At 40.1% G+C, this 18,434-nt stretch carries 22 protein-coding genes and 1 riboswitch; of the genes, 19 read left to right on the top strand and 3 right to left on the bottom strand.

The window, feature by feature from the left end; all coding sequences use genetic code 11:
* The first annotated feature begins 22 nt into the window (after positions 1-22).
* The 3 genes from BZG42_RS07430 to greA all read left to right on the top strand — a co-directional run bounded on the left by BZG42_RS07430 (position 23) and on the right by greA (position 2,959).
* Positions 23-508 (top strand): GNAT family N-acetyltransferase, encoded by a 486-nt coding sequence (locus BZG42_RS07430; protein ID WP_120172045.1) that lies wholly within the window; start codon positions 23-25, stop codon positions 506-508.
* Between the two features lie 71 nt (positions 509-579).
* Entirely contained in the window at positions 580-2,391 is a 1,812-nt protein-coding gene (mltG, locus tag BZG42_RS07425; protein WP_155996383.1) for an endolytic transglycosylase MltG, read from the top strand.
* An 85-nt stretch (positions 2,392-2,476) separates the two neighbouring features.
* Positions 2,477-2,959: a transcription elongation factor GreA gene (gene greA / locus BZG42_RS07420; protein ID WP_024533133.1), complete on the top strand. Its 483-nt coding sequence runs from the start codon at positions 2,477-2,479 to the stop codon at positions 2,957-2,959.
* Positions 2,960-3,120: 161 nt separating this feature from the next.
* Here the strand turns inward: greA and yidC are convergent, their stop codons facing one another.
* Both yidC and BZG42_RS07410 read right to left on the bottom strand, forming a co-directional pair.
* Complete coding sequence (yidC, locus tag BZG42_RS07415) at positions 3,121-4,032, bottom strand: membrane protein insertase YidC (protein WP_024533134.1); 912 nt, start codon at positions 4,030-4,032, stop codon at positions 3,121-3,123.
* A 65-nt stretch (positions 4,033-4,097) separates the two neighbouring features.
* Positions 4,098-4,379 (bottom strand): acylphosphatase, encoded by a 282-nt coding sequence (locus BZG42_RS07410; protein ID WP_120172043.1) that lies wholly within the window; start codon positions 4,377-4,379, stop codon positions 4,098-4,100.
* 165 nt (positions 4,380-4,544) lie between these two features.
* Between BZG42_RS07410 and BZG42_RS07405 the strand changes: the two genes are divergently transcribed.
* Together BZG42_RS07405 and BZG42_RS07400 are read left to right on the top strand one after the other, a co-directional pair.
* Positions 4,545-5,285, top strand: a complete 741-nt coding sequence (locus BZG42_RS07405; RefSeq protein WP_024533136.1) for a TrmH family RNA methyltransferase — start codon at positions 4,545-4,547, stop codon at positions 5,283-5,285.
* Positions 5,286-5,447: 162 nt separating this feature from the next.
* Entirely contained in the window at positions 5,448-6,149 is a 702-nt protein-coding gene (locus BZG42_RS07400; RefSeq protein WP_024533137.1) for a Bax inhibitor-1/YccA family protein, read from the top strand.
* A 52-nt stretch (positions 6,150-6,201) separates the two neighbouring features.
* On the opposite strand, the gene pepC is transcribed toward BZG42_RS07400, so the two are convergent.
* Entirely contained in the window at positions 6,202-7,533 is a 1,332-nt protein-coding gene (gene pepC, locus BZG42_RS07395) for an aminopeptidase C (RefSeq protein ID WP_024532756.1), read from the bottom strand.
* 138 nt (positions 7,534-7,671) lie between these two features.
* Between pepC and BZG42_RS07390 the strand changes: the two genes are divergently transcribed.
* From BZG42_RS07390 to BZG42_RS07325, 14 genes are all read left to right on the top strand, one after another.
* A complete protein-coding gene (locus BZG42_RS07390) occupies positions 7,672-8,919 on the top strand; it encodes a diaminopimelate decarboxylase (RefSeq protein WP_155996385.1) in 1,248 nt (415 codons plus the stop codon).
* 102 nt (positions 8,920-9,021) lie between these two features.
* Positions 9,022-9,258 carry a YneF family protein gene (locus tag BZG42_RS07385; RefSeq protein ID WP_024532758.1) on the top strand — a complete coding sequence of 79 codons (237 nt, stop codon included), beginning with the start codon at positions 9,022-9,024 and terminating at the stop codon, positions 9,256-9,258.
* A 256-nt stretch (positions 9,259-9,514) separates the two neighbouring features.
* Entirely contained in the window at positions 9,515-10,309 is a 795-nt protein-coding gene (racE, locus tag BZG42_RS07380) for a glutamate racemase (RefSeq protein WP_024532759.1), read from the top strand.
* Positions 10,306-11,313: a nucleoside-triphosphate diphosphatase gene (locus BZG42_RS07375; RefSeq protein ID WP_120172040.1), complete on the top strand. Its 1,008-nt coding sequence runs from the start codon at positions 10,306-10,308 to the stop codon at positions 11,311-11,313. The genes racE and BZG42_RS07375 overlap by 4 nt, the downstream gene beginning before the upstream one ends.
* On the top strand, positions 11,286-11,813 hold the full coding sequence (locus BZG42_RS07370; protein ID WP_120172039.1) for a metallophosphoesterase: 528 nt from the start codon (positions 11,286-11,288) through the stop codon (positions 11,811-11,813). Before BZG42_RS07375 ends, BZG42_RS07370 begins: the two co-directional genes overlap by 28 nt.
* Positions 11,810-12,268, top strand: a complete 459-nt coding sequence (gene cbpB, locus BZG42_RS07365; protein WP_024532762.1) for a cyclic-di-AMP-binding protein CbpB — start codon at positions 11,810-11,812, stop codon at positions 12,266-12,268. The genes BZG42_RS07370 and cbpB overlap by 4 nt, the downstream gene beginning before the upstream one ends.
* Positions 12,265-12,996 (top strand): site-specific tyrosine recombinase XerD, encoded by a 732-nt coding sequence (xerD, locus tag BZG42_RS07360; protein WP_120172038.1) that lies wholly within the window; start codon positions 12,265-12,267, stop codon positions 12,994-12,996. Before cbpB ends, xerD begins: the two co-directional genes overlap by 4 nt.
* Positions 12,996-13,715 carry a segregation/condensation protein A gene (locus BZG42_RS07355; RefSeq protein WP_155962801.1) on the top strand — a complete coding sequence of 240 codons (720 nt, stop codon included), beginning with the start codon at positions 12,996-12,998 and terminating at the stop codon, positions 13,713-13,715. Before xerD ends, BZG42_RS07355 begins: the two co-directional genes overlap by 1 nt.
* Complete coding sequence (scpB, locus tag BZG42_RS07350) at positions 13,699-14,271, top strand: SMC-Scp complex subunit ScpB (protein WP_155996387.1); 573 nt, start codon at positions 13,699-13,701, stop codon at positions 14,269-14,271. The genes BZG42_RS07355 and scpB overlap by 17 nt, the downstream gene beginning before the upstream one ends.
* The gene (locus tag BZG42_RS07345; protein WP_120172036.1) at positions 14,258-14,989 is read left to right on the top strand and encodes a pseudouridine synthase; all 732 of its coding nucleotides are present in this window, start codon (positions 14,258-14,260) and stop codon (positions 14,987-14,989) included. Before scpB ends, BZG42_RS07345 begins: the two co-directional genes overlap by 14 nt.
* The gene (gene yidD, locus BZG42_RS07340; protein ID WP_120172035.1) at positions 14,989-15,225 is read left to right on the top strand and encodes a membrane protein insertion efficiency factor YidD; all 237 of its coding nucleotides are present in this window, start codon (positions 14,989-14,991) and stop codon (positions 15,223-15,225) included. The genes BZG42_RS07345 and yidD overlap by 1 nt, the downstream gene beginning before the upstream one ends.
* Positions 15,226-16,071: 846 nt before the next feature.
* A complete protein-coding gene (locus BZG42_RS07335) occupies positions 16,072-16,617 on the top strand; it encodes a tRNA (cytidine(34)-2'-O)-methyltransferase (protein WP_120172034.1) in 546 nt (181 codons plus the stop codon).
* 52 nt (positions 16,618-16,669) lie between these two features.
* A riboswitch (FMN riboswitch) is annotated at positions 16,670-16,869 on the top strand.
* A 61-nt stretch (positions 16,870-16,930) separates the two neighbouring features.
* A complete protein-coding gene (locus BZG42_RS07330; protein WP_120172033.1) occupies positions 16,931-17,488 on the top strand; it encodes an ECF transporter S component in 558 nt (185 codons plus the stop codon).
* Between the two features lie 21 nt (positions 17,489-17,509).
* On the top strand, positions 17,510-18,163 hold the full coding sequence (locus BZG42_RS07325; protein WP_024532770.1) for a phosphatase PAP2 family protein: 654 nt from the start codon (positions 17,510-17,512) through the stop codon (positions 18,161-18,163).
* Positions 18,164-18,434 lie beyond the last annotated feature (271 nt).

The following is an 18,434-nucleotide window of genomic DNA, read 5'->3' as shown; positions in this document are numbered from 1 at the left end:
TTCCGCTATATGAGGGAGTAATATGGAAATTCGTTTTGTCCAACCTTGGGATTTGAAACAGGTGATTGCACTAGAACAGGCTAATTTTCCTGCTGAAGAGCAGATTGCTGTATCCATTTTATCAACCTATGTCCATCGTCTTGATCAGACCTGTCTCGTTATGGAAAATGATGGTGAGCTTGCTGGCTTTATTCTTTCGTGTCCGTCAGATTCATCGGTTGTCACAGATGATATTTTCTATCTGACAGCAGACACTTTGCCTGTAGGGAAGCACCTTGCTATTGCAAGTCTTTCTGTAGCTGATTCTTACAAAGGACAAGGAGTGGGAACTCTGCTTTTAGCCGCTTTAAAAGAAGTAGCTGTTGTAGCAGGATTTGAAGGGATTGCCCTAACTTGTAAGGATTACTTAGTGCGCTATTATGAGATGAATCAATTTGAAGACAGGGGACCTTCTTTGTCACAATTTGGGGGTCAAATCTGGTATGATATGTACTGGAAAGCCTTGTAGAAAGGGAAGTTCTTGCAATTCACCCTTCTTTGAGATATAATATACATTAACTGTGTGAAAGGAGTGAAAGCGTGACAAAGGATACGAATGAAAAAAACACGCAGTCTTCAAGTTTCCGTGATCAGATTTTACGTGATTTAGAAGCATTGAAGGTGAATCGTTTGGCAGAGCAGTCAGCAGAAGTCCTTGTTGATAAAAAAGCAGAAGTTATCAATGAGCTTCAGGCAACTGTCGCTGAAGATGAAGAAATGATTAAAGAGAGCGGCTCTGTCAAGATAGATAGTCTGGCCTTTTCTGATTCCTACTTGGCAGAAGAAGATCGAGAACCGAAAAAAGCTGGGGGACATTTCGAAGAAAAGGGTTCAGAAGCAACAATTGATACGGCATCTCTTGTTGATGAAAAAGCAAACGTTTCAAGCCCAGTTCCTCAAGATACGGTGGAGCGAAATCTAGAAAAGCTGAGAAATCTTGTGGCGGCCAATGCTGCTGAATTTAACGAAGCACCGTCAAGTGATACAGTTTCTCAAAATGTTGAGCCACCTATTCAGGGACATCCTGTCTTAGAAGACACATTCCTAGAATTTCCTACGGAGGATGTGTCAAAAGTTACAGGCGATACCGGTGTTCTTTCATTGGACGAAACGATTATTGCAGCAAAGGCACTAGCTAGCGTTCCTGAAACAAAGGAACAGCCGCTACCTACCCAATCTAGAAGAAAGTCATCGCATAGAATGAGCAAGCAACGCCGAAAAAAACAAGACAAGGCCGCAAAGCGGATTGTGTCTATCATTATGTCTATCATCGTAGTAGTAGTTTTAATGACTGGATTTATTGGCTATGCCTGGGTAAAATCTAGTTTAGAACCAGTGGATGTTAAAGCAACGAAAGCTATTTCGGTAGAAATTCCAAAAGGTTCTTCAACTTTGGAAATTGGTGAGATTTTGGTTAATAATAAGTTGATAAAAAATGCTACCATCTTCAATTATTACTCCAAGATTAAGAGCTACAATAACTTCCAGAGCGGTTTCTATAATTTGAAACAAAGTATGTCTGTTGATGACATTGCCAAAGCCTTGCAAGAAAGTGGTACACCAACACCTCAAAAAGAGTCCGCAGGCAAGATTTTGATTGTTGAAGGATACACACTGAAGCAAATTGCTCGTGCGGTTACTGTGAATACCAAAACGGGAAATAAAAACGAGAAGACACCATTTACCGCTGAACAATTTATGGCGACCGTAACCAATCAAGATTTTATCAATCGTATGGTTGCTGCTTATCCGAAATTATTTGCTAGTCTCCCAGCAGCTAATAGTGGAGTTCTTTACCAGTTGGAAGGCTATCTTTTCCCTGCTATATATGAATATGCAGAAGATACGACAATGGAAGAGTTGGTTGAGCAGATGATTGCTGCGATGGATGCTCGTCTGAAACCACACTACGATACGATTGCCGCGAAAAACTTGACTGTCAATGAACTTCTAACTCTCGCTTCCTTAGTTGAAAAGGAAGGGGCTAAAGATGAAGACCGCCGTAATATTGCAAGTGTATTCCTGAACCGTCTAAACTCAGGAATGCCTCTGCAGTCAAATATTGCTCTCTTGTATGCACAAGGTAAGCTCGGTCAAGAAACAACCTTAGCAGAAGATGCAGCAATTGATACTTCTATCGAGTCTCCATATAATATTTACTGGAAACCTGGTTTGATGCCTGGTCCAGTTGATAGTCCTAGCTTATCAGCTATTGAGGCAATACTTAATGCCAACTCAACGGATTATCTTTATTTCGTAGCTGATGTGACAACTGGGAAGGTTTATTTTGCAAATAATATTGAGGAACATAACCAGAATGTCGCTAAATATGTCAATGCACATTTACAGTGATATATAACTTTTTAAAACAAAATTATGTGGTTTACCACATAATTTTGTTTTCTTGAAAATATAATTAAAAGAAAAGGAAATAAAAATGGCAGAAAAAACATATCCAATGACCTTGGAAGAAAAAGAAAAATTAGAAAAAGAATTAGAGGAACTTAAACTTGTTCGTCGTCCAGAAATTGTTGAACGCATTAAAATTGCACGTTCCTATGGTGACCTTTCAGAGAACTCTGAGTACGAAGCAGCAAAGGATGAGCAGGCATTCGTTGAAGGACAAATCTCTACAATTGAAACTAAAATTCGCTATGCAGAGATTGTTAACAGTGACGCAGTAGCGGCAGATGAAGTAGCGATTGGTAAGACGGTCACCGTTCAAGAAGTTGGCGAAACAGAAGAGGAAGTTTATCATATTGTCGGTGCAGCAGGAGCAGATGCTTTTGCCAACAAGATTTCAAATGAAAGTCCAATTGGTCATGCCTTGATTGGTAAAAAGACCGGTGATGTTGTAACGATTGCAACGCCTGCTGGTAGCTACGATGTGAAGATAGTAAGTGTCGAAAAAACAAAATAGGGTGTAAGAGGGTCAACAAGGCTCTCTTTTTTTATTTATGAAAAAGCGTAGGAATCATCTCTTAGTTGTAATATCTTTGTTTATTTATGTAGGTAGTGATTTCTAAATAATTGTTTATTTCGGGCATAAAAAACAACCACCCAGTTGGATGGTTGAATCGTTTATCTGGATCGTTGCTTACCAGCGTTGCGCTTACTCTTTTTAGATGTTTTTTCTTCAATAATAGCTGAAGTCTTTGGAGTTACATCTTTCATGTTTGATTTGTAAGGCTTTGGGGGATTGTTTTTAAATTCTTCCTCAACTTTAGCACGGATGCGTGGTTTGAGCATGAAGTTTGTGAGAGCTTGTTGCACTAGTCCAACAATACCACCGATAACCCAATAGAGCGTAACACCGGCTGGTGATGACCATGAGAAAAGGACAATCATAAGCGGATTCATAATGGCTAGATGCTTCATTTGCTTTTTCTGCTCTTCATCCATCCCAACTTGCATCAGGAGTGATTGGGCATAATAGAGAAGACCGGCTATAACAGTTAAAACAAGGCTGGAAGTACCAAGATTTATACCAAGGAAGTCTGCGTTGTTAATTCCCGGTGTATGACGAGCAGCAAAGAACAAAGCTGAGAAGAATGGCATTTGCATTAAGAGTGGCAGGCAGCCCAGTCCGCCAAACATGCTGACACCGTATTGTTTTTGAGCTGCAAAAAACTCTTGCTGGGCAGCTAATTGTTCTTCTTGAGAACTTGCGTTTTTCATTCGTTCTTGGATAGGTCCCAAGATCGGTTTGAGGTAGTTCATTTTCTCCGACTGGTAGGTAGACTTCCAAGATTGATAAATACCTAGCGGCATGATGATGAGACGCACAATTAAAGTGACAATGATGATGGCAAGACCGAAGCCCAATCCTAGGTTTTCAGCAAAGAACTTTATGAAGTAAGACATTGGTTGTCCGAAGAAATCCCAAACAAAGCCGACAGGATTTCCTTGCTTATCAGTCTGCACACATCCTGATAGAAATACAAGTGTTGATAAGGCTAGCGCCAGTAACTGGATTCGTTTATTCTTTTTCAAAATGATACATTCCTTTTTTACAATATACATTCTATTTTACTTTTTTTATGGGAAATATACAAGTTTTATCTATGGCTAACTTGAAAATCATGGTAATCTTCAAAATTGGCTAGTGTAATATCTAAGTAGTTGACCTTAGACATTCGAGAAGGTCCTTTACGAATTTCATGGATGAAATGGCTGAGTTTCTCTGAATGATTCGATTGAGCAAGAATAGTGACTGTTCCGTCTTCATTATTCCACACGCGACCATAAATATCTCCGATTTCTGTTGCAAGGAATTGAACAGACCAGCGAAAGCCAACGCCTTGAACACGACCAGAAGCAATCATTTTTACCTTTCGCATAAGATTCTCCTTTTGACAAGAATTGTACTTTATTATATCATGATTGGGTAATACTCTTCAAGATACCTTCTGGTAGATTATGGCGTGTCCACTGCGTCAAGATCATTTACTTAGTTATAGTAGTGCTTGAATTTTTCCTGAAGAGTAAAAGAAAAAGGGGCAGTTATGGAAATTATTCGCTCAAAGACCAACAATTTGGTTAAGCAGGTCAGGAAATTACAACAGAAAAAATACCGTACCACCTCCTATTTGATTGAAGGGTGGCATTTGTTGGAAGAAGCTCTAGCAGCAGGAGCTAAGATTGAGCATATTTTGGTCTTGGAAGAATATGCTGATCGGGTTGCAGATTTGTCCAATGTGACTTTTGTTAGTCCTGAAATAATGCAGGATTTGGCGGATTCTAAGTCACCCCAAGGCGTTTTAGCCCAGTTAGCTTTACCTAGTCAGGAATTACCTGATCAGTTAATTGGGAAATTCCTGATTTTGGAAGATGTTCAGGATCCGGGTAATGTTGGGACCATGATTCGGACTGCTGATGCGGCTGGATTTGATGGAGTATTTTTGACAGATAAATCGGCAGATATTTACAATATGAAGGTGTTGCGCTCCATGCAGGGAAGTCACTTTCATTTGCCGGTCTACCGCTTGCCGATGGCAGCGATCGTTTCCAATCTTAAGACCAATCAGGTACAAGTACTAGCAACTACTCTGTCAAGTCAGTCTCTTGACTACAAAAAGCTAACACCTACATCCAGTTTTGCGCTTGTGATGGGCAATGAGGGTCAGGGAGTTTCTGATTTTGTAGTTCAAGAAGCCGATCAGTTGGTTCATATTGCTATGCCGGGGCAGGCAGAGAGCTTAAATGTGGCCATTGCGGCAGGAATCTTGATGTTTAGTTTTGTTTAAGTGAATTGGGCTAGAATGTGGTATAATAACTCAATGAGGTTAGGGAGTAGAGAATAAGGCCCTCCGTATCGGATGGCTGGATTTGACTCTCGTTACCACTGCACCGATGGAAGGGCTACGAGGTCTTTCATTTTCTATAAATATAGTTTAAAGGAGAATGTTATGAATAATGATTCATTTATTATCAATCAGGTGGATAACACTGCGCTAAACCGTTTCTTTGGGAAAATCTATGGCGTAGTTGCTATGGGAATCGGTTTATCGGCCCTTGTTTCTTTTTTGACTGTAACCGTTTTTCAAAGTTTTCTCTTTGCATTATTGCGTAGTGGTTCAATTATGTTGATGCTTATCATGATTGGACAACTTGCCTTGGTTGTCTCAGCTTCAACGATGGCTGCTAAAAATAGTCCTATGGCTTTCCCTATGTTTTTAGCCTATTCGGTGACTAATGGTTTGACAATCAGTATGGTACTGATGTTTTATACGAGTGAAACAGTTGTGTTGGCCTTTATCTCAGCAGCTCTTATGTTCGCTATTATGGCTGTGATTGGTATGACAACTAGGAAAAATCTTTCTGGTATGGCTCAGGCGCTACGTGCAGCTCTTTGGGGTATTATTATTGCGAGTGTACTTAATATCTTCTTCCGTAGTTCAGGTTTGAGTTTCTTTATGTCCATCATTTCTGTTCTTGTTTTTTCAGGTTTGATTGCCTATGATAACCAACGAATTCGTCAGGTTTTCGATCAGACAGGTGGTCATGTTGAGCAAGGATGGGTTGTATCTATGGCTCTCCAGCTCTATCTTGATTTCATCAACCTCTTCCTCAATCTTCTTCGTATTTTTGGTGGCTTGAGTAGAGATTAGTAAATAATAGCTAGAAAAAAGAGGCAACGCCTCTTTTTTCTATATCTAGTTTTTAAGCCAGAGCCCCCATAGGATCCCAAGGTGCTAAGACTTGAGGTTGTGCCTGATAGGCAGTCAATTCTTCCGGAGTGAGGAATTCTTTACGAACGACGATTTGATAGGTGTACTCGTCCATCCAGCTATCTGAGGCGACGAAATATCCTTTATCACCAACCTTGTCACCCCAGGAATTTTCTACCTTCCATTTTAGTGGATTGCCATCTGCATCCAAGTCAACACCAGTCAGAACCATAGCGTGTGTCATCAAGCTTTCAGAGTAGTCCAGTCTGCCTGCCTTATCTTGATGGAAGTGAATACCCAGGCTGGAAGAGAAGTCATAGGTATTAGTAGCCATGATACCTGTTTGGCGATTGCTACTTTGACCGACATCTGATCCAAACCATACAGATTCTCCTGCTTTAAGCTGAGCAATAGCTAGTTCCTTGAAACGGTTCATATCAAGGTTGAGATAACGGACTGCTGGTGCCCCGACAACATTTCCCAACAGCTCGACGGTATAAGATTGATTGTAAGGTTTGTCGGAAGTTGGGGCATTGATAATAGATACGTAGTCAGATAATTTCAAACCAACATACTTATTGTAAAATTCCTGAGGCGTCATGTTGGTGTCACGATGGTAGACGTTCTCCTTATCCCTGTAAGCAAAATCAAATGTTTGTGGTGGGAGTCCGAGATTGACAGCCAAGAAGTTAAAAATTTCTTGTAAGAGGTTTTCTTTTTTAGTTTGAACTTCTTGAGAAGAAGCACCGCCTGCAAGTAGATTACGTAGAATTTGTGCATCTTGACGGAGCAATTTATTTAAATATTGATTGAGTTCACGACTGGCACTTGATGAGATGGATTCGGGATAAACAGATTTTGGGACAACGCCATATTTTTCAAAAAGTGCAACAACCATATCCCACTGACCTCCATCTTGCTGAGGGGTGTCGAGGAGGAATTTTACCTTACGACTACCGATTTCTTGATCGGCAGTAGCGATAATCTGTTCTAGGAACCAGTTGGACTTTTCATATTTATCCCAGAAAAACGTGTGAGCCTGCGATAATTCAAAGTTCTCCAGTTTGAAATCTGAAATGAGCTTGTGGCGGAAAGTGTTGAGTGCAGCAAACATCCAACAGCGCCCAGAAGCCTTTTGGTTTGATACAGCGTCGTTAGTAAGATCAATTGAGAATACATAGTCATTATCAATAGTACTTTGACGTGTTTCCAAGGACTTCAATAAGCCGTTGTGGCTCACTGCATTTTCAGTTGCTTGAAAAGTTGAGTTTGCCAGATAATCAGCGTATAAACGCTTTGTAAATTCACGATTTAATGTCGACATAGCGACCTCCTTTTTGTTAATATTATTCATATTATAGCGCTCGTAATTTTTTTTGCAAGTGTTTGATGGAGTTATCAGGATACTATTCCTAGCTTATTTATGATATAATAGGAAAAATATGTTGATGAGGTAAAAAGGATGGCCAAGATACCATTTATTAGCAGAGAGGCGTTGGAAACTATTACCAATCAATTTCCGACCCCGTTTCATCTCTATGACGAGAAGGGGATTCGTGAAAAGGCACGCGCTTTACATGAAGCTTTTTCCTGGAACAAGGGCTTTAAGGAGTATTTTGCCGTCAAGGCGACTCCGACTCCTGCTATTTTGAAAATTCTTCAGGAAGAAGGATGTGGCGTTGATTGTGCTACGGATGTAGAAGTCCTCTTGAGTGAAAAACTGGGCTTTACAGATATTATGTTTACCTCAAATGATACGCAAGCGCAAGAGTTTGTCTATGCTAGAAAAGTTGGTGCTATCATCAACCTAGATGCTTACGAACACATTGATTTTTTAAAAGATGTGACAGGTATTCCTGAAACAGTCTGTCTCCGTTACAATCCCGGAGGTGTTTTCTCTCTTGGTACAGATATTATGGATCATCCAGAGGAGTCAAAATTTGGTATGACCAAAGACCAACTGATGGAAGGGTACAGAGACTTAAAGAATATGGGCGTCAAGGAATTTGGTGTCCATGCCTTTCTAGCATCCAACACAGTAACCAATGACTATTACCCAGTCTTGGCACGTCAGCTCTTTGAGTTAGCACTGGAAATTCGTGAGGAAACAGGTGTGACTCTGGATTTTATCAATCTGTCGGGTGGAATCGGTGTCAACTATCATCCAGATCAGGAATCAAATGATATTGCGACTATCGGTGATGGTGTTCGCAAAGCTTATGAAGAAATTCTAGCTCCAGTCGGTATGGGACAGGTAAAAATCTTTACGGAGTTGGGACGTTTCATGCTGGCACCACATGGACATCTAATTACTAAAGTTCTTCATCGTAAGAAAACTTACAGAACCTATGTAGGTGTTGATGCCTCTGCAGCCAATCTCATGCGTCCGGCTTTTTATGGGGCTTATCATCATATTACCAACATTACGCATCCAGAGGCGCCGCTAGAACTTGTAGATGTAACTGGCTCTCTCTGCGAAAACAATGATAAATTTGCAGTCAATCGTAAATTGCCAAGAGCAGAAGTAGGAGATACCTTGGTTATTCACGATAGTGGTGCTCATGGCTTTTCTATGGGATATAATTACAATGGTCGCCTGCGTTCAGCAGAGATTCTTTTGCAGGAGGATGGAACAGCCCGTATGATTCGTCGCGCTGAAACTCCGGAGGATTACTTTGCGACAATTTATGGTTTTGATTTTGACAGGTAAGTGTTGGAAAAGAATGGGGATTTTGTTATAATGGATATAGTGAAAGATTGCTCTTGAGCAATACCAACTGAACACTATTTAGAAGAGTCAGGAGATTGACAGATGAATTTAGGTTTAGCTATTTTACTTATTGTGTTAGCATTTGCGGGTGGTGTGGCCCTTGGGATTTACCTATCACGCAAACAAGTTGAGAACTACATTGCTGATAAGCCGATCTTGGATGAAAATGCCTTGCGTTTGATGATGACCCAAATGGGTCAAAAGCCAAGTGAAGCTAAGGTACAGCAGGTTCTCCGCCAAATTAAAGGTCAGCAAAAAGTAGCAACAAAGAAAAAATAATCTTCAATGAAAATCAAGCTGCCTTCGATAGTTCGAGGGGCTGTTGAAGGTAGAAAGTAGTACGAACATGGTTTGCATAGTGTTAAGACAGTAAGTTGCGCTCTTCCCACTTGAGCAAATGTTCATCGAATCTCTTAGCAGTATGTGAGTTTGATTTTCAAAGAGCATAAACAAACTGGGACTGGGATATTCATTCCCATGTCCTTTTTTGAGTACGAAAAGAAAGGCTAGTCAGTTTTTGACTATTCTCAGCACTATGGATAATCGACCAATTGGTTTTTTGGATTCGGGTGTGGGGGGGCTGACTGTTGCGCGTGAGCTGATGCGCCAGCTTCCCTATGAAGAAATTGTTTATATCGGTGATTCGGCTAGAGCTCCCTATGGTCCACGGCCGGCAGAACAAATAAGAGAATACACTTGGCAATTGGTTCACTTTCTTTTGACGAAGAATGTGAAAATGATTGTCTTTGCTTGTAATACTGCAACAGCAGTAGCTTGGGAAGAAATCAAGGAAAAACTTGATATTCCTGTTTTAGGGGTCATTCTCCCCGGTGCTTCAGCAGCCATCAAAGCTACTAAGACTGGAAAAGTTGGTGTGCTTGGAACGGTCATGACGATTCAATCGGATATTTATCGTGAGAAAATTCAGGTCCTCTCACCGGAAACGCAGGTAGAAAGTTTAGCCTGTCCTAAATTTGCTCCCTTGGTGGAGTCTAATAGTCACCAATCTAGTTTAGCTAAAAAGGTCGTTTATGAAACACTCCGTCCCTTGGTTGGGAAGGTGGATACTCTGGTTTTGGGTTGCACTCATTACCCCCTGCTTCGTCCCATTATACAGAATGCCATGGGCAAGGATGTTCAATTGATTGATAGTGGAGCTGAATGTGCGAGGGATATTTCCGTCTTACTCAATTATTTTCAGCTCAATCGCAGTCGGACAGAGTCTAATATCCAGCATACCTTTTATACAACAGCTAGTCCAGCAGCTTTTAAGGAAATTGCTGAAAGCTGGATGGGAATTGATATTCATGTGGAGCATGTAGAACTATGACAGAAAAAATTTATGAATATAGAGATGAGCACAATTGGTTTATTGGTAAGGCTTATTTTGCTAATTTATTTGCCAGTTTTGGTAACACAGGTAGAGAGCAAGAAATCAATCAACTGGGGCATCTTCTAGAACAACTCGTTCCAGCCAATTATGAAGAAGATGATTATCGGTGTGTACAGATAGAAGTTATTAAACTTCAGTCTGCCTTTAAACTCATTCAGTTTGCAATTGATGTGCTAAATGAATTGAATCACCGTCAGTTTAAGGTGGTCCAGCACCAGGGAGCTGTTCTTGTAACGGAAGGAGATAGGCTGCTCTTGGTTCATCTCCCTAAGACTGGTGCTAATATGAGAGCGTTCTTTGGTCAGGATAAGGGATTGGCTGGTGTTGGTGACACGATTTTGATTGCGACTAAAAATGAAGGAAAGACAAAGGAGTTTCGTAAATTCTTTGAAAGTTTTGGTTATCAGGTGGAAAATCTGAACAACTATCCTGATCTACCAGATGTGGTAGAAACAGGCATGACTTTTGAGGAAAATGCTCGACTGAAAGCTGAGACGATAGCAGCTCTGACAGGAAAGGTCGTCTTGGCGGATGATTCGGGGCTTAAAGTGGATGCCTTAGGTGGTTTGCCGGGAGTGTGGTCAGCACGTTTTTCTGGTCCAGAAGCGACTGATGAACTCAATAATGCCAAACTCTTGCATGAGCTTGCCATGGTCTTTGAACACAAGGATCGTTCAGCCCAATTTCATTGCACTCTTGTAGTGGCTGCACCAAATCGTGAAAGTTTGGTTGTAGAAGCGGATTGGGAAGGGTATATTGGAATGGACTTGCGTGGTGAAAATGGTTTTGGCTATGATCCACTTTTCTTAGTCGGTGACACGGGTAAGACCTCGGCAGAATTAACCTTGGAAGAAAAAAATCGTATTTCCCATCGTGCACAAGCATTAGAAAAATTAGTGGAGGCATTTCCAGTATGGCAGGAGCAGGCAAAACAATTCTAGTCATGAGTGATTCTCACGGAGATAGAAAGATTGTAGAAGAGATTAAAAGTTATTACCTCGGTAAGGTGGACGCTATCTTTCATAATGGTGATTCAGAGCTAGACAGTCAAGATTCACTTTGGCAAGGTATTCAAGTAGTGAATGGTAACTGTGATTATTTGGGTGGTTATCCAGACCAACTGATTACCAAGTTGGGAGATCTTACCATTGCCCAAACGCATGGTCATCTTTTTGGAATTAACTATGGTTGGCAACGCTTGGATTACTGGGCGCAGGAGGTGGATGCAGATATCTGTCTCTACGGGCATTTACACGTGCCGGATGCAGAAATGCGCGGTAAGACTCTCTTTCTCAATCCCGGCTCAATCAGCCAACCTAGAGGATTGGTTAAGGAGTGTCTTTATGCTCTTGTGACGATTTATGCAGATCACTTTCATGTAGACTATTACGATCGACAACACACGCTTTACCCAGCATTGACAAAGGATATTTCAAGATGATTGCACGTGAATTTGAACAATTTTTACTGGCACAAGAAGAAACCTTTTTGACACCTGCGGATAAGTTAGCGGTGATTATTGATACCCATAACATTGATCACGCTAAACTTTTACTTAGTCACATGACTTACTCGCGGGTACCTGTAGTAACGGAAGAAGGTCAATTTTTTGGAACCATCGGCTTGACAGAGATTATCAAGTATCAGGCTGAGAATGAGCTGACAGATGATGAGTTGAATAAGGATATTTCCTTGATTGCAAGGACGGATGAGGAAACAGTTGGTCTTGATTACGAGTTAACTGAGGTCATGCGTAAGCTGGTTGATCAATCGTTCTTGCCTGTTTTGGGTGAAAATAGAGAGTTCATAGGAATCATCACTCGAAAATCTATTTTAAAGACCATCAATGCACTCTTGCATAACTTTCCCCTCGTATCAAAAGAAGGAAAAAAATGAATCAGGCCATTGAAGCATTTATCCAGAACAAAAAAGTGAGTTTGAATAGTCAGAAATCCTATACTTATGACTTGCAACAATTTGTCGCAACGGTAAAAGGAGATATTCATCAACAATCACTTTTACTTTATCAACAATCCTTAATGAGTTTGAAACCAGCTGCTCAAAAAAGAAAACGATCTGCTGTCAACCAATTTCTCTATTTTCTTTATGAGACAGGGCAGGTTGATCAATTTTATAAATTACAGACCGTGGTTGAGCCAGCTAGTGTCAGAAAGCGAGCGGAAAAAGAAGATCTATCTCTCCTATTTGTAGAAACTTCCTGGCTAGATGGTCAACGCATTGCCCTTTTGATGGCTCTTCTTGGACTAACACCAGGCGAAATAGCAGGGCTGACTAGTGAGAATATCAATCTAGAATTTCAGGTTTTGACCGTACAAAAAGGAAGTAGTAAGAGGGTCCTTAGTTTGCCGAGAGAAATTATTCCTTATCTGAGTGGGTACTTGTCTGGTTATTACCTATTCGATAAAAAAGGGAACACCTACTCGCGCCAGTGGTTTTTTAATCGGTTGACAGAATTTGTTCAATCAATTGGTAAAGCAAGCTGGACAGCTCAAAAACTGAGAGAGCAATATATTCTGGCCCAACTTGAACAAGGTCAGTCTTTGGATCAAATTGCCAAGCAATTAGGATTAAAAACAAGCATGAGTTTGGAAAAATTTAGATAATGGATATTAAATTAAAAGACTTTGAAGGACCTTTGGATCTCCTACTACACTTGGTATCCAAATACCAAATGGATATCTATGAGGTTCCGATTACTGAGGTTATTGAGCAATACTTGGCTTATATTGCCACTCTACAAGCTATGCGCTTGGAGATAGCGGGGGAGTATATGCTCATGGCTAGCCAGTTAATGCTGATCAAGAGCAGGAGACTGCTACCAAAAGTGGTGGAGCAGACAGAGTTGGAAGATGATCCAGAAATGGATCTTTTAGACCAACTGGAAGAATACAGAAAGTTCAAGCTACTCAGTGAGAAGTTGGGTGAGCAACATGATGAACGGGCCAATTATTTTTCAAAAGCAAAGTTGGACTTGGTGTATGATGACATCAAGTTAGCTCAGGATAAGACAGTTATTGATATTTTTTTAGCATTTTCAAAGGTTATGGCAGAAAAACAAGCCAGTCTGCGTCAGTCACATACGACCATTGCTCGTGATGAGTACAAGATTGAGGATATGATGGACTTTGTTCGTGGTTATTTTCAAAGTCAGTCACGCTTGGAATTGCGGCAGCTTTTTCAAACCAGTCAAAATATCAATGAAGTTATTACTATTTTCTTGGCAACCTTAGAATTGGTTAAAGTTCATGAAATTGTTTTAGAACAAAAGGAAGCTTTTGGAGATATTTACCTAGTAAGGAGTGAAAATGAATTGCTTAGCTGAAATAGAAGTCTTACTCTTTGTATCGGGAGAAGAGGGACTGACCCTGCGTAATCTAGCAGAGATACTTGAGTTGCAGCCGACAGCGGTGGTTCAGCAACTGGAAAAACTCAGTGAGAAATATATGGCAGATCATCAATCTGGTCTGTCTCTCTTAGAGTCTTCTAATCGTTACAAGCTAGTGACAAAAAAAGAATATGCTAATCTTTTGCGTACCTATGCTAAAACTCCTATCAACCAAACTATGTCACGAGCTCTTTTGGAAACCCTGTCCATCATTGCTTATAAACAGCCTATTACACGGGTTGAAATAGATGATATTCGAGGGGTCAATTCTAGTGGAGCGATTAGTAAGTTGCAAACTTTTGGTCTCATTCGTGAAAATGGTAAAAAGGAAGTTTTGGGGCGTCCAAATCTATATGTCACGACGGAGTATTTTTTGGATTACATGGGAATGAATAGCTTAGAAGAGCTACCAGATGTATCTGATTTAGACCTAGTTCAAGAAGAAACAGAGCTATTCTTAGAAAGAAATGAGTTAGAAAATGAGAATAAATAAATTTATCGCCCATGCAGGCATAGCCAGTCGCCGTAAGGCAGAAGAACTCATCAAACAAGGTCTTGTGACTGTCAATGGGCAAGTGATTCGAGAGCTGGCTACCATCATCAAATCAGGTGATAAGGTGGAAGTAGAAGGACAGCCGATTTATAATGAAGAAAAAGTTTACTATCTCCTCAATAAGCCACGTGGTGTTATCTCCAGTGTGACCGATGATAAGGGAAGAAAGACAGTGGTGGATTTGCTACCGACGGTCAAAGAGAGGATTTATCCAGTAGGTCGTTTAGACTGGGACACATCAGGTGTTTTGATTTTGACTAATGATGGTGATTTTACAGATGAGATGATTCACCCCCGCAATGAAATTGATAAGGTCTACTTGGCACGTGTCAAAGGAATCGCTAATAAAGAAGTTCTTCGTCCCCTAACACGCGGTGTAGTCATTGATGGTAAGAAGACCAAGCCAGCAATCTATGACATTATCAAAGTAGATCTTGTTAAGAACCGATCAGTTGTAGAATTAACCATTCATGAGGGTCGTAATCATCAGGTTAAAAAGATGTTTGAGGCCGTAGGTCTACAAGTGGACAAGCTATCCCGAACTCGTTTTGGGAATCTGGATTTAACTGGTTTGCGTCCTGGAGAGTATCGAAAATTGAATAAAAAAGATATTAGTAAGCTCCATACACTGGCTGTTACTAAGCCAGTCAAGAAGTGATGACTAGGCTTCTAATTGGGCTGGTTCGATTTTATCAAGCATTCATTTCTCCTCTCTTTCCGCCTTCCTGTCGTTACCGACCGACTTGTTCAAGTTATATGATTGAGGCTTTACAAAAGCATGGACTCAAAGGCTTTTTGATGGGACTAGCTCGTATTACTCGTTGTCATCCTTTTGCAGATGGTGGGGAAGACCCGGTACCAGATACATTTAGCTTAAAAAGAAACAAGCAGTAGCAACTCGGTTAGGCTTGCTTTTGTGGATATTAGACAGGCTATCTTTGACGATTTTAGAGCCTGCATAGCCCTTCGATGTATTGTTAACATTAGCTCCAACAGTCTAGGGATAGACTGTTGGAGGTTGGAGATAAAATGAACGCAGTTCGTGTCAAGTCAGTCTGGGGATAGACTGTTGGAGGTTGGAGATGAAATGAATGCAGTTCGTGTCAAGTCAGTCTGAGGATAGACTGTTGGAGGTTGGAGATAAAATGAACGCAGTTCGTGTCAAGTCAGTCTGGGGATAGACTGTTGGAGGTTGGAGATGAAATGAATGCAGTTCGTGTCAAGTCAGTCTGAGGATAGACTGTTGGAGGTTGGAGATAAAATGAACGCAGTTCGTGTCAAGTCAGTCTGGGGATAGACTGTTGGAGGTTGGAGATGAAATGAATGCAGTTCGTGTCAAGTCAGTCTGAGGATAGACTGTTGGAGGTTGGAGATAAAATGAACGCAGTTCGTATCAGAAAATTCTAGATATAAGTCAGTACCTTCGTTTCTAAATATTGGCTTTAAACTCCATTGCTCTATCTTAATCAGACAAGATAGTTTTTAATCATCTCAATAAGAATTACAGCAGAATAGAAGGAAATGAAGAGTTGATAAAAAATTTTTATGAAAATGTCAAAAAATAGAGGAAAACTCTTGATTTTCAGTCTTTTTTAAGCTACAATAATACCATGATTTCATTGATTTAACTCAAACCTGTTGTGAGTTAAGTGAATGAATCCTCATTCACCATGCTGTTTGCTGAGCTTGACTCCGGGCAGCGTGGCTATTTTTTTGTCTGGATAGAAGAGAGAAACTGTTATGAATATTGAAGAATTGTACTATAAAGAAGAAACAGCCAAGAATCATGTTGTTTTGTTTGAACCACAGATTCCTCAAAATACAGGGAATATTGCAAGGACCTGTGCGGCTACGAATAGTCCTCTGCATATTATCAAGCCTATGGGTTTTCCTATTGATGACCGTAAGATGAAACGAGCTGGACTTGACTATTGGGACAAACTAGATGTCCGCTTTTATGAGAATATAGAGGAATTTATGGATTATGCCAGCAAGCAGGGAACGGTTCACTTGGTATCCAAATTTGCAGCTAAAACCTATTCGGATGAAGTCTACAATGATGATTGTATTCACTATTTTCTCTTTGGACGCGAGGATAAGGGATTGCCAGAGGATTTCATGCGTAATCATCCTGAAAAAACTATCCGTATCCCTATGAATGATAAGCATGTTCGTAGCCTCAATGTTTCCAATACAGTCTGTATGATTGTTTACGAGGCTCTTCGCCAGCAACAATTTACTGGACTTGATCTAGTTCATACCTATAAGGAAGACAAGCTCAAATAAGACCAAATAGCACTCAAGACCTTGCATTTGCAAGGCTTTTTTGATATGATAAAGTAGTCTTCAGGGCAGGGTGAGATTCCCGACCGGCGGTGTAAGATGAGTATTTTATCATAAGGCTAGGTAGTGATTGAGATATATCAAGAGGAGCGAATATAGCCTTGTAATAAAATGGATTGTTGGCAGTCCGCGAGCGAAAGCAGATGTGGTTTGATTCCACAACCGACAGTATAGTCTGGATGGGAGAAGACGAAGTAGTAAGTTTTTTACTTACTTTTTTTGCCTTCTTCAATTTTAAAAAATTGGAGGATCCCTTATGACAAACATACGCAAAATGACGATTATCGCCATTCTCTCAGCAGTATCATTTCTGCTCATGTACCTGAAATTTCCTCTTATTCCAATAGCTAATTTCTTGGAAGTGGATTTTTCGTTAATACCAATTTTATTTGGTCTGCTTATTTTAGACACCAAGTCAAGTTTTGTCATCTTGTTGATGCGAACCTTACTTAAGTTGCTCTTGAATAATCAAGGACCATCAACCATCATTGGCTTGCCGATGAATATTGCAGCGATGTCTGTCTTTATTTTGGCAGTAGCATATTTTTGGAAAAAGGATCAGCTGTTGAAAAATTATTTAAAGGCAGCTGTTGTTGCAACACTTGGCTCAACTCTGGTCATGTTGATTTTGAACTATGTATATGCCATCCCTGTTTATGCCGCATTTGCAAATTTTGATATTAAACAAATCTTAGGCTTGAGTAACTACTTTTTGCTTATGGTACTTCCTTTTAATCTCTTACAGGGAATTTTACTTTCGGTAGTATTTTATCTCTGTTACAAAGCAGCTAGACCTATTTTAAAGAAAGTTTAATCTTTGTAAGACGTTATATCCATGAAAAATAAACAAATCCATCTACGAAATGCTTCCTTTTTTGCTCTGGCCTTTGTTATTTTAGGCTATGTAGCAAAATTTTATCCAACTACTTTGACAGGTTTTGACTCAACTATCCAATCTGCTATTCGCGGAAATTTACCTAGTGGATTGACTCAGTTTTGGACAAGTATCACTGTTTTAGGGAATGTTGTAATTATCTTATCTATTAGTCTGATGGTAGCTGCCTATTTTTATTATTGCAGGAAATGGAAGGTAGAAGCTTACTTTCTTCTGGTCAGCTTTGCGGCTGTTGGAGTAGCATCAACTACTCTGAAATATGTCTATCAGCGACCACGCCCGAGTATTAACTGGCTTATTGATACCATTGGCTATTCCTTTCCCAGTTGGCACACTGCATCAACCATGATGATTGCAGGAGCAGTTGTTATGATAATCCATCAACGAATGAAGAAAGGATTGATCAAAACAATTTTTCAGACAAGCTTAATTTTTTTGGCCATTCTAGTAGCGGTATCCCGTATTTATATCGGTGTTCACTATCCAACAGATATTGTTGCTGGTTGGTTGTTGGCTTTGGCTCTTCTACAAGTCATGTACCCATTTTATGATCAAAAACGCTTTGAATGGCGTTTCCAAAGTAAGCAAAAATAGGAACAGTAGCTGTGTTGCTGCTATATTGATATAAAATGAGCTTGGGACAAAAAGATTTTCAATTTTGAAAATCTCAATTATCAAGTCCTTTAGATTTATAATTGAACAAAAAAGCGAACAAAACTAGTTTTCTGACAATCAGAATCTTGGTTTGTTCGCTTTTTATATATGAGATTGGACATTGTCCCAACCTCATTTTTTCTTGTCAAGAAATGGCAGTCTAAGTGTTGTTTGAAGTATGATAGCTAGGTATAGCTAAAACTGCTTCAAA

Origin of the sequence: Streptococcus sp. DAT741 (genome assembly GCF_009866825.1) — a bacterium.
GTDB lineage: Bacteria > Bacillota > Bacilli > Lactobacillales > Streptococcaceae > Streptococcus > Streptococcus ruminantium.
Note: the sequence above shows the minus strand (reverse complement) of the source record. Positions and strands in the feature narration are given on the sequence as shown.

What these genes read in the sequence shown, in the direction of transcription:
- BZG42_RS07430 (WP_120172045.1), top strand. Translation starts at nt 23, where the DNA reads ATGGAAATTCGTTTTGTCCAACCTTGGGATTTGAAACAGGTGATTGCA.
- greA (WP_024533133.1), top strand. Translation starts at nt 2,477, where the DNA reads ATGGCAGAAAAAACATATCCAATGACCTTGGAAGAAAAAGAAAAATTA.
- BZG42_RS07410 (WP_120172043.1), bottom strand. Translation starts at nt 4,379, where the DNA reads ATGCGAAAGGTAAAAATGATTGCTTCTGGTCGTGTTCAAGGCGTTGGC.
- BZG42_RS07405 (WP_024533136.1), top strand. Translation starts at nt 4,545, where the DNA reads ATGGAAATTATTCGCTCAAAGACCAACAATTTGGTTAAGCAGGTCAGG.
- BZG42_RS07400 (WP_024533137.1), top strand. Translation starts at nt 5,448, where the DNA reads ATGAATAATGATTCATTTATTATCAATCAGGTGGATAACACTGCGCTA.
- pepC (WP_024532756.1), bottom strand. Translation starts at nt 7,533, where the DNA reads ATGTCGACATTAAATCGTGAATTTACAAAGCGTTTATACGCTGATTAT.
- BZG42_RS07390 (WP_155996385.1), top strand. Translation starts at nt 7,672, where the DNA reads ATGGCCAAGATACCATTTATTAGCAGAGAGGCGTTGGAAACTATTACC.
- BZG42_RS07385 (WP_024532758.1), top strand. Translation starts at nt 9,022, where the DNA reads ATGAATTTAGGTTTAGCTATTTTACTTATTGTGTTAGCATTTGCGGGT.
- racE (WP_024532759.1), top strand. Translation starts at nt 9,515, where the DNA reads ATGGATAATCGACCAATTGGTTTTTTGGATTCGGGTGTGGGGGGGCTG.
- BZG42_RS07375 (WP_120172040.1), top strand. Translation starts at nt 10,306, where the DNA reads ATGACAGAAAAAATTTATGAATATAGAGATGAGCACAATTGGTTTATT.
- BZG42_RS07370 (WP_120172039.1), top strand. Translation starts at nt 11,286, where the DNA reads ATGGCAGGAGCAGGCAAAACAATTCTAGTCATGAGTGATTCTCACGGA.
- cbpB (WP_024532762.1), top strand. Translation starts at nt 11,810, where the DNA reads ATGATTGCACGTGAATTTGAACAATTTTTACTGGCACAAGAAGAAACC.
- xerD (WP_120172038.1), top strand. Translation starts at nt 12,265, where the DNA reads ATGAATCAGGCCATTGAAGCATTTATCCAGAACAAAAAAGTGAGTTTG.
- BZG42_RS07355 (WP_155962801.1), top strand. Translation starts at nt 12,996, where the DNA reads ATGGATATTAAATTAAAAGACTTTGAAGGACCTTTGGATCTCCTACTA.
- scpB (WP_155996387.1), top strand. Translation starts at nt 13,699, where the DNA reads ATGAATTGCTTAGCTGAAATAGAAGTCTTACTCTTTGTATCGGGAGAA.
- BZG42_RS07345 (WP_120172036.1), top strand. Translation starts at nt 14,258, where the DNA reads ATGAGAATAAATAAATTTATCGCCCATGCAGGCATAGCCAGTCGCCGT.
- yidD (WP_120172035.1), top strand. Translation starts at nt 14,989, where the DNA reads ATGACTAGGCTTCTAATTGGGCTGGTTCGATTTTATCAAGCATTCATT.
- BZG42_RS07335 (WP_120172034.1), top strand. Translation starts at nt 16,072, where the DNA reads ATGAATATTGAAGAATTGTACTATAAAGAAGAAACAGCCAAGAATCAT.
- BZG42_RS07330 (WP_120172033.1), top strand. Translation starts at nt 16,931, where the DNA reads ATGACAAACATACGCAAAATGACGATTATCGCCATTCTCTCAGCAGTA.
- BZG42_RS07325 (WP_024532770.1), top strand. Translation starts at nt 17,510, where the DNA reads ATGAAAAATAAACAAATCCATCTACGAAATGCTTCCTTTTTTGCTCTG.